At 67.9% G+C, this 13369-nt stretch carries 13 protein-coding genes; 4 read left to right on the forward strand and 9 right to left on the reverse strand.

Annotated elements, in window-relative coordinates:
- Positions 1-13: 13 nt before the first annotated feature.
- The 7 genes from KRX52_RS01760 to KRX52_RS01790 form a co-directional block, all read right to left on the reverse strand.
- A complete protein-coding gene (locus tag KRX52_RS01760) occupies positions 14-1516 on the reverse strand; it encodes a sensor histidine kinase (RefSeq protein WP_217679420.1) in 1503 nt (500 codons plus the stop codon).
- Positions 1513-2172, reverse strand: a complete 660-nt coding sequence (locus KRX52_RS01765) for a response regulator (RefSeq protein WP_217679421.1) — start codon at positions 2170-2172, stop codon at positions 1513-1515. Before KRX52_RS01765 ends, KRX52_RS01760 begins: the two co-directional genes overlap by 4 nt.
- 145 nt (positions 2173-2317) lie before the next feature.
- Positions 2318-2974: a tetratricopeptide repeat protein gene (locus KRX52_RS01770; protein WP_217679422.1), complete on the reverse strand. Its 657-nt coding sequence runs from the start codon at positions 2972-2974 to the stop codon at positions 2318-2320.
- A gap of 24 nt (positions 2975-2998) precedes the next feature.
- Complete coding sequence (locus tag KRX52_RS01775) at positions 2999-3790, reverse strand: SDR family oxidoreductase (RefSeq protein WP_217679423.1); 792 nt, start codon at positions 3788-3790, stop codon at positions 2999-3001.
- A complete protein-coding gene (locus KRX52_RS01780) occupies positions 3777-4457 on the reverse strand; it encodes an iron-containing redox enzyme family protein (protein ID WP_217679424.1) in 681 nt (226 codons plus the stop codon). The genes KRX52_RS01775 and KRX52_RS01780 overlap by 14 nt, the downstream gene beginning before the upstream one ends.
- Positions 4458-4470: 13 nt before the next feature.
- On the reverse strand, positions 4471-5931 hold the full coding sequence (locus tag KRX52_RS01785; protein WP_217679425.1) for an AMP-binding protein: 1461 nt from the start codon (positions 5929-5931) through the stop codon (positions 4471-4473).
- Positions 5915-6613 carry a thermostable hemolysin gene (locus tag KRX52_RS01790; RefSeq protein ID WP_217679426.1) on the reverse strand — a complete coding sequence of 233 codons (699 nt, stop codon included), beginning with the start codon at positions 6611-6613 and terminating at the stop codon, positions 5915-5917. Before KRX52_RS01790 ends, KRX52_RS01785 begins: the two co-directional genes overlap by 17 nt.
- Positions 6614-6849: 236 nt before the next feature.
- Here KRX52_RS01790 and KRX52_RS01795 point away from each other — a divergent pair, with 236 nt between their 5' ends.
- The 3 genes from KRX52_RS01795 to KRX52_RS01805 all read left to right on the forward strand — a co-directional run bounded on the left by KRX52_RS01795 (position 6850) and on the right by KRX52_RS01805 (position 10991).
- Positions 6850-8148 carry an OprD family porin gene (locus tag KRX52_RS01795; protein WP_302850307.1) on the forward strand — a complete coding sequence of 433 codons (1299 nt, stop codon included), beginning with the start codon at positions 6850-6852 and terminating at the stop codon, positions 8146-8148.
- A gap of 165 nt (positions 8149-8313) precedes the next feature.
- Positions 8314-10029: a proline--tRNA ligase gene (locus KRX52_RS01800; RefSeq protein ID WP_217679428.1), complete on the forward strand. Its 1716-nt coding sequence runs from the start codon at positions 8314-8316 to the stop codon at positions 10027-10029.
- Between the two features lie 8 nt (positions 10030-10037).
- Positions 10038-10991, forward strand: coding sequence for a hypothetical protein (locus KRX52_RS01805; RefSeq protein ID WP_217679429.1), 954 nt, complete (start codon positions 10038-10040; stop codon positions 10989-10991).
- Between the two features lie 51 nt (positions 10992-11042).
- Here KRX52_RS01805 and KRX52_RS01810 read toward each other — a convergent pair whose 3' ends face one another.
- Positions 11043-11492 carry a TlpA family protein disulfide reductase gene (locus KRX52_RS01810; protein ID WP_254797306.1) on the reverse strand — a complete coding sequence of 150 codons (450 nt, stop codon included), beginning with the start codon at positions 11490-11492 and terminating at the stop codon, positions 11043-11045.
- A 219-nt stretch (positions 11493-11711) separates the two neighbouring features.
- On the opposite strand from KRX52_RS01810, the gene KRX52_RS01815 reads away from it, so the two are divergent.
- Positions 11712-12083 (forward strand): hypothetical protein, encoded by a 372-nt coding sequence (locus tag KRX52_RS01815; protein WP_217679431.1) that lies wholly within the window; start codon positions 11712-11714, stop codon positions 12081-12083.
- A 7-nt stretch (positions 12084-12090) separates the two neighbouring features.
- Here KRX52_RS01815 and KRX52_RS01820 read toward each other — a convergent pair whose 3' ends face one another.
- Positions 12091-13329 carry a YihY family inner membrane protein gene (locus KRX52_RS01820; protein WP_217679432.1) on the reverse strand — a complete coding sequence of 413 codons (1239 nt, stop codon included), beginning with the start codon at positions 13327-13329 and terminating at the stop codon, positions 12091-12093.
- Between the last annotated feature and the right edge of the window lie 40 nt (positions 13330-13369).

Here is a 13369-nt window from a genome sequence, read left to right on the forward strand (position 1 = left end):
GGACGGCGTTATTTCAGTGTGCCACAGCTTGCCGCGCAACGGCCGCCGGCTGCTTGCGCGGCAACCATACCGTCACCTCGAGGCCACCCAGCGCCGCCTTGTCGAGCAGGATCTCGCCGCCATGCAGCTCGACGATGCGCTGGACGATGGACAGCCCCAGCCCCGCACCCTGCCCTGCGCCCTGTCGGTAGAAGCGGCGGAACAGCTGTTCGCGTTGCTCGGCCGGCACCCCTGGCCCGCTGTCGGCGATGCGCAGGCCTACACGCGGCGTCTCGGCGAGCAGGCGGACGGCGATCTGCCCGCCCAGCGGGGTGTACTGCACGGCATTGCCAACCAGGTTCTGCAGCAGAGTGCCCAGGCTCGGCGCGTCGGCCACCAGCCGGTAATCCGCCGTCTCGTCGTAGTCGAGGACCAGTTCCTGCTCGCGCTCCAGCGCCAGGGGGATCAGCTCGGCCAGCTCCTCGCGCACGTAGCGCGCCAGATCCAGCTCGGCCATGGCCACCTGCAGCGCATCCGGGGCAAGACGCGCCAGGGTGAGCATCTGGGTCACCACGCGGGTCGCACGGTCGACACCGCCTTTCAGTTGCTGCAGTGCCGCGGCGCGGTCGGCGGCCTCCGGCGCCTCCAGGGCGTTCTGCGCGTGGATGCGCAGCACCGCCAGCGGCGTGCGCAACTCGTGGGCGGCATCGGCAAGGAAGCGCTTCTCCCGTTCCAGCACGCTGGTGACCTGCTGCAGCAGGCGATTGAGTGCGGCGACCATCGGCTCCAGCTCCTGCGGCAGCGGCGCCAGGGTCAGCGGCGCGAGATTTTCCGCATCGCGCGCCTTGATCAGGCGCACCACCTGCTCCAGCGGGCGCAGGCCCAGGCCAATCGCCGACCACACCAGCAGCGCCAGCAGCGGCAGGCCGATCAGGTCCGGCAGCAGGCTGCGCAGGGTGATGCTGCCGACCAGCTCGCCGCGCACATCCTCCCGCTCGGCGACCAGGATCCAGTGCCGGTCGACCACGTCCTGACGCAGGAACACCCGCCAGTAGTTTTCACCCACGTGCAGCGTGTGATAGCCGATCAGCTGCGGCGCCAGCACCGACAGCGGCTCCCGCTCGCCGGAAGCCGGCCCGGCGCCATAGTCCGGCAACTGCTCGAGCAGCCGTTCGAGCAGGGCTGGCGGCGCGCTGGCCGAGCGCAGCAAGGGCTGCCCGCGGTTATCGAGCACCAGAAAAGCCAGCTTGGTCTCGTAGCGATGGCCATCGAGCGGCGCAGCCGACTCGCCCACACCGTGCCCGCCCTGCAGCGCCGCATCCAGCGCCTCTTGCAGGGCAAGACGGGTCGCCGGCGACAGATCGCCGCCGACCATGCCCTCCAGCAGCCGCGCCGCATGCGCCAGATAGGCATCGAACAGCTCCTCGATCTCGTGCCGGGCATCGCTGTAGCTGCGCCAGGAAATCAGTGTCAGGGCAATGCACAGCACGCCCAGCACCAGCACCAGGGTACGCGAGCGGATCGAACGCAACCTCATGCCTTGTCCACCAGGTAGCCCACCCCGCGCACGGTACGGATCAGCTCGGGAAAGAACTTCTTGCGCAGGTGATGCACATGCACCTCGAGGGCATTGCTTTCCACCTCCTCGTTCCAGCCGTACAGCACCTGCTGCAGCTTGTCGCGGGTCAGCACGCGCCCCGGCTGGGCCAGCAGTTCGTGGAGCAGGAGGAACTCCTTGCGCGGCAGGTTGACCGGCGTGCCCTGGTAGGTCACCTGCTGGCTGTCCGGCTCCAGACGGATGCCGCGGTATTCCAGCGCCGACTGGGCTCGACCGAAGCTGCGGCGCAGCAGGGCACGCAGGCGCGCCTTGAGCTCGGCGACATCGAAGGGCTTGATCAGGTAGTCATCGGCGCCGGCATCCAGCCCGGCGATGCGGTCGCTGGTCGCATCGCGCGCGGTCAGCACCAGCACCGGCAGGGCATTGCCGGTCGTGCGCAAGCGACGCAGTACTTCCAGACCGTCCATGCGCGGCAGGCCGAGATCCAGCACGCACAGTTCGAAACTCTCGTGACTCAGGGCATGCAGGGCGCTGACGCCATCCTGCACCCAGTCCACGGTGTAGCCCTCGGGCTTGAGCGCGGTGCGGATCCCCTCGCCCAGCGCCCTGTCGTCTTCCACCAGCAATATCCGCATTCACCACTCCTCGGTCAGCCCACCCCGGCACCCTGGTCTGCATGCTGCGGACATGACTGCGCCGGACTGACGGGAGTATCGCACTCTCGCCAGCCCGGCGCGCAGACGACGGGCTCAGCCCGTCACATCAGGGCTTACCATCGCCTCATTCCTTTGCGGCCTGCACCTTCTGCAGCAGCGCCTGCGCCTCCTTGCGCCGACCGGCATCGGCCACCTCGCGGCCCGGGCGCGCCGGCGCCGCCAGCGCCTTCTCCAGCGCCACTTGGGCCTCGGCATAGCGCTTCTGGCGCAGCAGGAAGTCGCCGTAGAAATAGTTGGCGTCGATGCCGGTCGGATTCAGGCTGAGCGCCTGCTTGAGCAGCTGCTCGGCGCGCTTGTCATCGCCGAAGCTGATCGGCCAGCCCGGCACCTGGTAGTACAGCGAGCCGAGGCTAGTGTAGGCCGAGCCGTCGAGGGCCTTGGCGTCGAGCTTGATCGCCGCCTCGAACTCGCCGCGTGCCTGCTTGACTAGATCCAGCGCGCCCAGGCCGCCCTTGGCACCGGCCCAGGTGCTGAGGATGATGCCGCGCCAGACCAGCAGCTCGGCGGCCTGAGGTTCGGCCTTGAGCGCGCTCTCGGCCTCGTCGGCCAGCTTGGCGAACGCCGCCTCGCGCTGCGTCTCCGGCAGCTGGTAGTTGATCTCGGCCCAGCGCCCCTGCAGACGCTTGAGGCTCTGCTCGCCGACCTCGCTCAAGGCGAAGCTCGGCAGACTGAACAGCAGGGCACCACCCAGGATCAGGTTACGCACGATGGATTTCGGCATGGGGTTCTCCACTCCGGGGAAAGGTCAGGACTTGCTGCGGGCAAAGCGCTGGATGATCGGCAACTGCTTGCGCAGGGCTTGATCGACCACCCGCGGCAGCAGGCTGTTGAGGCGCACGAAGAGCTTTTCCGGCCAGCCGAGGTACAGCTCCTCGCTTTCGCGGCCAATCGCGGCGACCACCGCGTCGGCCACCAGCGCCGGCGCATCCATCGCCACCTTGAGTTCGGTGTTCATCGCCACCACGCTCTGCTCGTTCATCTCGGTGCGGGTGGCGCGTGGCGCAATGTACATGACCTTGACCCGCGTGTCGGCCAGCTCGCGGCGCAGCGCCTCGGAGAAGCCGCGCAGGGCGAACTTGCTCGCGCAGTAGGCGGTGAAACCCGGATAGCCGATGGAGCCGAAGGTCGAGCCGATGTTCACCAGCAGCGCCCGTTCCTGTTGGCGCAGCAGCGGCAGCAGGCGATGGGTGAGCTGCAGCGTGGCGGTGACGTTGAGCTGGATCAGCGCGGCCAGCGCCTCCTCGTCGTGCTGCTCGAGCATGCTGAAATGATTGACCCCGGCCGCGTTGATCAGCACGTTGATGCCGCCGAAGCGCCGGGCCGCCTGCAGCACCGCGTCACGCCCCGCGCTGGAGGTGATGTCGGCACACACGCTCTCGGCGCGGCCATGGCTCTGCGCCACCAACTGCTCGAGACGCGTCGCCTGGCGGCCGACCAGCAGCAGGTGGGCCCCGCCGGCGCACAGGCGCTCGGCCAGCTGCTGGCCGATGCCGCCGGTGGCGCCGGTCAGCAGGATGCGGCACTCAGGCAGTTGCATTGGCGCTCTCCCCGACCGCGGCCAGCGGCAGGCTGCGGAACATGTCGCCGTACAGACGGTAGACCACCTTGGAGGTGTGGATCACCGCGGCCTGATCGGCCGGATCGTCGAGACGGTTCATCAGCTTCTTGAAGAACTCGACATGGCCGATGTCCAGGCTGCCGTGGGAGGTCAGGTAGCTGAAGGCCTGCGGCGGCAGCTGCAGGTGTTCCTGGATGATGCCGGCCGCCTGGGTGGCCAGGGCGATGCTGGTGCCTTCCAGCACGTTGACCATGCCGAAGAAGCTCACCGGGTTGTCCCGGGCGATGCGGTCGTAGACGTAGCTGACCATCAGCTCGGTCGGCAGGTTCGGCGTCTCCCGGCGCACCGCCTCGGCATCGGCGCCGCAGGCACGGATGTCGTTGAGGACCCACTCCTGGTGGCCGTACTCCTCCTCGATGTATTCGGCAATCGCCTCGCGCAGCCACTCCAGCCGCTCCGGCAGGCGCGCACCGCAGGCCATCAGCAGCGGCACGGTGTGCTTGACGTGGTGGTAGGCCTGACCGAGGAAGGCCACGTAGCTGTCCAGGCCGATCCCGCCGGCCATCACCTGGCGGAGGATCGGCGCGGCCAGCAGGTACTCGCGCTCGGCAACGGTCTGCTCTTGCAGGGTCTCGTAGAAACTCATCAGTGCGCTTCCTTTAAACGTTCGATCCGGCCATCAGGGTGTCGATGGCACTGCGGTAATGCTGAAACAGGGCGGCGCGGCGCAACCGGCCGTTGGCGGTGGCCAGGCCATCGGCCTCGCTGAAGGGCTGTTCGGCGCGCAACCAGTGGTGCACGCGAGCATAGTCCGGCAAACCGGCATTGACCTGGTCGACGGCTGCCTGCAGCTGCGCATCGCTGATCGCGCCAGCACGCGGCACCAGTACCGCGACGTTGGCCGGCAGCGCCTCGCCATGCAACCAGGCCTGGGCGATCGGCAGTTGCTGGACCAGCTCGGCCTCGACCCACTCGGGGTTGACGTTGCGCCCGAAGGCGGTGACGAACTGGTGCTTCTTGCGCCCGTGCAGGACCAGGAAACCGTCGTCCCAGTGGCCCAGGTCGCCGGTCGGCAGCCAGTCGTCCGCCGCTGCCGGCTCGCCGAGATAGCCCAGCAGGCGGGCGCCGCGCACCAGCACTTCGCCATCGTCCGCCAACCTGACCTCGGCATGCGCCAGCGGCCGGCCGACAGTGCCGATGCGCCGCTGCTCGGGGGTATTCAGGCACACCACCGAGGAACACTCGGACAGGCCGTAGCCTTCGAACACCGGCAGCCCCAGCGCCTCGGCACGCTCGAGCAGCTGCGGCGCCACCCGGCCGCCGCCAACGGCGATGAAACGCAGCGAGTCGGGCAACGCCAGGCCCTGCTCGGCGGCGGTGACCAGCGCCAGCAACAGCTGTGGCAGCAGGATCAGGCTGTTCGGCCGCACCCGCGCCAGGCTGGCCAGGAAGGCCGGCAGCTCGAACTGGCTGGCGCCGCGCATGCCGACCTCGGCCAGCGGCGGAATTTCCAGGCGGGCACCGAGCAGCAGCGGCGTGTAGTTGCCGGCCAGGTTTTCCAGCAGCACTGCCAGCGGCAGCACGCACAGGTGCCGCTCGATGGCGCTGCTGGCGGTGGCCTGGGCGATGCTCCGCGCCACGCTCAGCATGGCCTCGGCCGACAGACATACGCCCTTGGGCTGGCCGGTGGTGCCGGAGGTGTAGGTGATCTTCGCCGTAGCGGCGGGCAGCGCCGCCGGCGCGGCGACCGTGCGCCGGCACAGGCCGTCGCTGTCGAGTGCGAAGCCGAGGGCGGCGAACGCCTGCGCATCGCTGGCGACCAGGGTGTCGACCCCGGAGGTGTCGAGCACGTGGCGCTGCTGCGCCGGCGAGAAGAAGCCCGGCAGCGGCACGCAGGGCACGCCGCCGAACAGCGCGGCCAGATCCCAGAATAGCCACTCGGGGCCGTTGTCCAGGGCGATCGCCAAGCGCTGTACGGCGCCGCGCTGCAGGATCGCCTGCCGCGCCGCCACCTCGTCCAGCAACTGGGCATAACTCCAGCTGCGCTCACCACAAGTGACCGCCACACGCATGGCAAAACGGCTCAGTTGCTGGCGAAACTGCTCAACCGCAGGCGACATGGGCGAACTCCCCCTGCAGCGGACGATGCGACTGGTAACCCAGCCGCCGATAGATGCCCATGCTCTGCAGGCGCTGATGGCAGGCCCGCACGTCACCGACCATCACCTGCGGATTGGTGGCGTAATAGCTGCCCCAGTCGCCCAGTTCGTCGCCCATGCGGGCACCATCGGCCGGCCCCAGGTGCAACAGGTTCAGGCCCAGGCGCTGGAAGCTGTTGAGCAGCAGCAGCGTGCCGGTGAAGGCCACCCAGCGGAACCCCGCGGCCGCCAGCTGGTCGGTCAGCGCCACGATCATCAGCCGTGCATGACCGGCGCCCAGCGAGGCCAGGTTGCCGACCTCGGCGATCTGGCCTCGCGAGGGCTGACTGCCGCCACTGAGCTCAGCGATGCGCTGCTCGACCGGCACATCCAGATAGCGCTCGAGAAACAGCGGCCCTTGCTGCCCGCAGCGTACGCCGAGAGCGGCCTGCAACTGCTGTTCGGCATCGTAGAGCCCCAGCAGGCAGGGCATGAAGTGGCGCACCCGCGCCCCGTAATGCTCGGCGAAACGCTCGCCGATGAAGTGTTCCAGTTGCTGGCGGCGGTCGTTGTCCGACTCCTGCATCGCCATGTGCAAAGCCAGCTCGGCATCTTTGCCGATCACAGCCAGGCAATCGTTTTGGCCATCCCTAAGTAGCGGCATAAAAGGCCTCCTGTACAGGGTATGGTCGCCACTCTGGACCGCTAGACTTAACTCAATATTAAGCACGGACAAGCGTCGGCGCAGGCCAGCTCCCCGGCACCGGCCGCCGCCCGATGCCGGGGGCTTTAACACCCATCCGACATGTTATAAAGTTACACATCAACGACAATAACGATGCGCTCGACTAGATTGCCTCACAGGACAGCGCAACCTTACTTACTGGAGTCCCCATGCCCATGAAATGGAACCTCATCGCCCTCGCCGTGGCCGCCGGCAGCACCCAGCTGGCCCTTGCCAGCCAGCAATCCGAAGCCCAGGGCCTGGTCGAGGACAGCAGCCTGTCGGTATTGAGCCGCGCGATGTACATGAACATCGACTCCCGCAACGGCGCCAGCAATGGCAGCAGCGAATCCGCCAACCCGGCGGGCTATGCCGAAGAAAGCGGCCTCGGCCTGCATGCCATCTACGAATCCGGCTTCACCCAGGGCACCGTCGGCTTCGGCGTCGACGCCTTCGGCCTGGCCGGCGTCAAACTGGACAGCGGCAAGGGCCGTGCCGGTGCTCTCGACATGCAGCCCGGCAGCGACGGTCGCGCCGAGGACACCTTCTCCCGCGCCGGCGCCGCGGTGAAGGCGCGCATCTCCAGCACCACTCTGAAATACGGCGAGCAATTCGTCGACCTGCCGGTGCTGTCCACCGACGACAGCCGCCTGCTGCCGGAAAGCGTCGAGGGCTTCCTGGCGACCAGCAGCGAGATCGAAGGTCTCGAGCTGAATGCCGGCCACTTCACCGCGCTGACCGCGCAGAATCAAATGCACCACGACAGCTACGAAGACGATTTCGGCAAGCTGCAATCGCTCGACCTGGTCGGCGCCAGCTACGCCGTCAGCGACGAGCTGATCTTGGCCTACTACTACTCCGACGTCGAAGTCAGCGGCAGCGACATCCGCGGCTTCAAGAAGCACTACGCCAACGCCAACTACACCCTGCCGCTGGCCGAGGCACAGTCGCTGAATTTCGACTTCAACCTCTACAAGACCGGCTTCGACAACCGCGACGCCCGCGACGACGACAACACCATCTGGAGCCTGGCCGCCGCCTACACCCTCGGCGCGCACACCTTCACCCTCGGCCACCAGCGCTCCAGCGGCGACACCGGCTACTACTACGGTGCCGACGGCAACGGCACCGTGTACCTGGGCAACTCGGTGCAGTTCTCCGACTTCGTCGGCGAGGACGAGCGCTCCTGGCAGGCGCGCTACGACCTGGACATGGCCAGCTATGGCGTGCCGGGCCTGAGCTTCCTGACCCGCTATGTCAGCGGCGACCAGATCACCACCGCAGCCGGCGAGGAAGGCAAGGAGCACGAGTGGAACTTCGAAACCGCCTACGTGATCCAGGACGGCGTCGCCAAGGACCTGAGCTTCACCGTGCGGCATGCCGTCTGGCGCGCCAACAGCGCCTACAACGCCGACTATGACGTCGACCAGAACGAGACCCGGCTGATCGTCGAGTACCCGCTGAGCATCCTGTAACCCTCGCGCCCACCGGCAACCAGCAGCAGCCCGGCCCTGTGCCGGGCTGCTGCTTTGCGGCATCCGTCTGCCGCCCCAGGCGCTGCCGACCACCCTGTACGCCACCAGACCCGCGCCGTACAATGTGGGCATTTTTCCGCCTCGCGAATCCGGATTGCCCCACCCATGCGCACCAGCCAGTATCTGATCTCGACCCTCAAAGAAACCCCCACCGACGCCGTGGTGATCAGCCACCAGCTGCTGCTGCGTGCCGGCATGATCCGCAAGCTCGCCTCCGGCCTGTACACCTGGCTGCCGATGGGCCTGCGCGTGCTGCGCAAGGTGGAGAACATCGTGCGCGAGGAAATGAACGCCGCCGGCGCCCTCGAGGTGCTGATGCCTGCGATCCAGCCGGCCGAGCTGTGGCAGGAATCCGGACGCTGGGAGCAGTACGGTCCCGAGCTGCTGCGCATCAAGGACCGCCACCAGCGCGAGTTCTGCGTCGGCCCGACTCACGAGGAAGTGATCACCGACCTGGCGCGCAACGAGCTGAACAGCTACAAGCAGCTGCCGATCAACTTCTTCCAGATCCAGACCAAGTTCCGCGACGAGATCCGCCCGCGCTTCGGCCTGATGCGCGGCCGCGAATTCCTGATGAAGGATGCCTACTCCTTCCACCTCAACCAGGAATCGCTGCAGGAAACCTACGACCGCATGCACCAGGCGTACTGCAACGTGTTCACCCGCCTGGGCCTGAACTTCCGCCCGGTGCAGGCCGACACCGGCTCCATCGGCGGTACCGGCTCCCACGAGTTCCACGTGCTGGCCGAGTCCGGCGAAGACGACATCGCCTTCAGCGACAGCTCCGACTACGCGGCCAACATCGAGAAAGCCGAGGCCATCCCGCGCGAGACCGCCCGTGGCGCGGCCAGCGAGGAACTGCGCCTGGTCGACACTCCGGACGCCAAGACCATCGACGAGCTGGTCGCCCAGTTCGGCGTGGCCATCGTCAAGACCGTGAAGACCCTGGTGGTGCACGGCGCCGAGGAAGGCCAGCTGGTCGCCCTGCTGGTGCGCGGCGACCACGAACTCAACGAGATCAAGGCCGCCAACCTGGCCCAGGTCGCCAGCCCGCTGGTGTTCGCCTCCGAGGCCGAGATCCGCGCCGCCGTCGGTGCCGGCCCCGGCTCGCTCGGCCCGCTGAACCTGAACATTCCGTGCGTGATCGATCGCTCGGTCGCCCTGATCAGCGACTTCGCCGCCGGCGCCAACCAGGACGGCAAGCACTACTTCGGCCTCAACTGGGAGCGCGACCTGCCGCTGCCGGAAATCGCCGACCTGCGCAACGTGGTCGCCGGCGACCCGAGCCCGGACGGCCAGGGCACTCTGGAGATCAAACGCGGCATCGAGGTCGGCCACATCTTCCAGCTCGGCACCAAGTACAGCGAGGCGCTCAAGCTGACCGTGCTCAACGAGATCGGCAAGCCGGTCACCCTGACCATGGGCTGCTACGGCATCGGCGTTTCCCGCGTGGTCGCCGCCGCCATCGAGCAGAACTGGGACGAGCGCGGCATCCTCTGGCCGCAGGCGCTGGCACCGTTCCAGGTCGCCATCGTGCCGATGAAGTACGAGAATGCCGCCGTCAAGGAAGCCGCCGACCGCCTGTACGCCGAGCTGAGCGCCGCCGGCTACGAAGTTCTGTTCGACGACCGTGACAAGAAGACCAGTCCGGGCGTCAAATTTGCCGACATGGAGCTGATCGGCATTCCGCACCGCATCGTGGTCAGCGAGCGCGGTCTGGCCGAGTCGGTTCTGGAATACAAGGGCCGCCGCGACAGCGAGGCGCAGAGCGTGCCGCTTGCCGAGATCCAGGCCTTCCTCGCCGCCCGCCTCAACCGTTAAAAGAGATCATGCCCAGACGCTGCCATCGCTTTGCCGGCGCCACCTTGTGCGGCGCCGTGTTCCTCACCGGCTGTGCCAACCAGCTGCCGCAACGCAGCGAACTCGAGGAGCGGGTCGAGCGCAAGCTGCTCGAACACAGCCTGCAGATCGACGCCGGCACGCCGCCGGTGCTCGAACTGCCGCAACGCCATGTGCGCGTCCTGGAGCAGAAGACCTTCGAGGCCATCCCCTACGAGGTGACCCGCCGCTACCAGCGCTATACGCCCTACCAACCCTGGCGAGAACTCTACGAGATCCCGCTGGGTGCCGTGGCGGTGCTCGCCGGGGTCGGCGCCAACGTGCTCAACGTGCCGCTGCTCGGCAGCCTGCCGGAAACCGCGACCCGCGAGTGGATCAGCTACGGCTTTGCCGGCCTCAACCCGTTCATGAACGCCGAGTCCAACGGCCGCGCCCAGCAGAGCCTGGCCGCACTGGACGAGCAACAGGGCGAACCCCGCCTGGAAACCTCCAGCCTGCCCTGGGCGGAGCGCCCGGTGCTGGTCACCGCCGGCAAGCAGACCTACGAGCTGACCACCAACCGCAACGGCGTACTGCGCCTGAACCTGCTGGACAGCCCGCTGGCCGAACAGGACGTGAGCCGTCTCGGCAAGCTGCAGCTGCGCGTGGAAGACCCGCAGGACCAGACCCGCGCCGAGGTCACCCTGCAGGTCAGCCGCGACCTGCGCAGCCGCCTGCGCGAAGCCCACCCGCTGATCTACGAGGACCTGGAAGAAGGCGACGTGGCGCACTGGGTGCACCGGGTCAAGCGCCTGGCCGAACTGGGCCTGGAAGAGGAAGCCGGCGAACTGGAGCAGAGCCTGATCGAGCTCACGCGCAACGATCCGGAACTGCAGCAGGAATTGATCCAGGCCCTGCTCAAGGATGCCGGGCGCGTCGCGGCCGACCGCCCCCTGGATGACTGAAGGCCTGCCCGGCCGAAGGACAGTCAGCGGGCCGCGGCCGTTCGCCTGGCGCTAGGGCTGCGCCCGCAGCGCCGCCAACTTCCCTTGCAGCCCGGCCGCCGTCTGCTCGCCGGCCAGCTGCTCGCGTACCCGCCCCTGCGGGTCGACCAGCCAGGTCACCGGCAACACCTGGCTGCTGGTCAGGCCCAGACGCGCGGCCGGATCGCTGGCCAGGTTGGTGTAGGCGATGCCCAGGGCCGCAGTCGCCTTGCGCAACTCCTCGCCCTGCAAACCATCGAAATTCACCCCCAGCACCCTGACCGGCTGCGCTGCCAGCTCGCTGGCCAGACGGTTCAGCTCGGGAACCTCCTTGCGGCAGGGTCCGCACCACTCGGCCCAGTAGTTGATCACCAGCCAGCGGCCGTCCAGTTGCGCCGCCGCGACCGGACGGCCGTGCTGATCGGTCCCCCAGTCCGCCTCGGTGCAGCCGGCGAGCAGCAGAGCCGCACACAGCAGCTGCATGGCGCTGTTCCATCGAGTTCGCATCGCCTGTCCACCCCATCTGATCCGTTGCCGAATGCAACTTAACCGAAACCGCCGTCACCGGCAAAGCCGCACGGCAGAGCGGCTGGCCATGCAAACTGAGCAACAGGTCACCCGCCGGCCTGCCCTGCACCACAGTTCCGCGCCGAAGGGTTTCGTACAATTTCTGGCGCCAAATTACCGCTTCCGGAGATCTGCATGCTGCCCAATCAAGATCGCCTGCTCCACGCCCTGACCGCCCCGCAACTGGCCGCCGCACGGCCGCGCAGCACCGCCCTCGACGGCCGCCTGGTCGAGCTGGAAGTCGCTGCCTGGCTGCACCTGCCCGGCCTCAGCGACCTGCCGGTGTCGCTGCTGGTCAGCTATCTCGACGGCGACCAGGAGCGTGAAGTATCGGTCGACCACGGCCGCATCGATCCGCAGCAGCGCATCCTGCTCTCCGGCGTGGCCCGCCTGCCGCTGAAGCAGAGCCTCTCCCGCGTCGAACTGCGCCTGCGCAGTGCGTTCGCCCCGCAGAGCTTGAAGATCGAGGAGATCTTCGTGCAGCCGGTCATCAGCAACGTGGCCTGAACCGACCTCAACGGCGTCCGCGGGCTTCGCCCAGCCACTCGGCCAGGCTGCCGCCCAGCGCCTCGCCGCGCGCCTGCTCCAGCGCCTGCACGGCGCTGCGCAGGCGCGGATACCACGGTGCCTCCAGCCCCGCGGGCAGGCGCTCCGGCAGACCGTCCAGCGCCGGCAGCCGCCACGGCGTGCGCTCCACCAGCCAGGCCAACGACAGCTGCGACAGATCGCGACACAGCACCCAGTCGCCATTGCGGGTGGCGCTCACCAGCCGCTCGCGCTCGAGCAAGCCGATCAGCTCCAGCCACTCCTCCTCGCTCAACGCCCAGCCATGTCGGGCCAACGCCGCGCGCGACAGCGAACGACCGTTCTGCTGACGGGCGAACAGCTGCCCCAGCAGTCCCAGCAGATTCAGCAACGGCGGACGCGCCGCACCGTTCCAGCTGCCCGGATCGCCGAGATGGCAGACCAGCTCGGCGCCGAACAGCACGATCAGCCAGCCCAGGTAGATCCACAGCAGGAACAGCGGTACCGCGGCAAAGGCGCCATAGATCAGCTGGTAGGAGGGGAACAGGCTGACATACAGGGCGAACAGCGCCTTGGCAGCCTCGAACAGCAGGGCGCTGAAGCACCCGCCGAGCAGCGCGTGGCGTACCGGCACCCGGGTATTGGGCACGGCGGCATATAGCAGGGTGAAGGCGGCGATCCCGGTCAGCAGCGGCATCAGCCCGAGCAGGGTCGCCGCCCCCGGCAGCGCGTGCGGGCCGGACAGCAGCTCGAGCGAGATGACATAGGTGCTGGCGGCAAAACCGGCGCCCAGCAGCAGCGGGCCGAGGCTGAGGATCGCCCAGTACAGCAGGAAGCTCGACACCCCGCGCCGTGCCCGACGGACCCGCCAGATATGGTTGAAGGCGCCCTCGATGGTGCTCAGGGTCAGCAGTGCGCTGGCCACCAGCACGGCGACCCCGATCCAGGTCAGTTCGCGCGCCTGGCCGATGAAGCCGCTCAGGTACTGCTGCACCTGCTCGCCTGCCGAGGGCACGAAATTGCGGAAGATGAAGGCCTGGATCGGCCCGCCCAGATCGCGGAAGGCCGGCACGGCCGCGAGCATGACGAAGGTCACGGTCAGCATCGGCACCACCGCGAACAGCGTGGTGTAGGTCAGCGCCGCCGCGCTCTGCAACCCGCGATCGGCGAAGAAACGACGGACCAGCCGCTCGACGAAACACCATGCGCTGTACAGATGACGACTCATCGACTCTCCTTGTGACCGACTGTGCTGCACTGCGCCGCCC

This window comes from Geopseudomonas aromaticivorans (assembly GCF_019097855.1).
In the GTDB taxonomy this organism is placed as follows: Bacteria; Pseudomonadota; Gammaproteobacteria; order Pseudomonadales; family Pseudomonadaceae; genus Geopseudomonas; species Geopseudomonas aromaticivorans.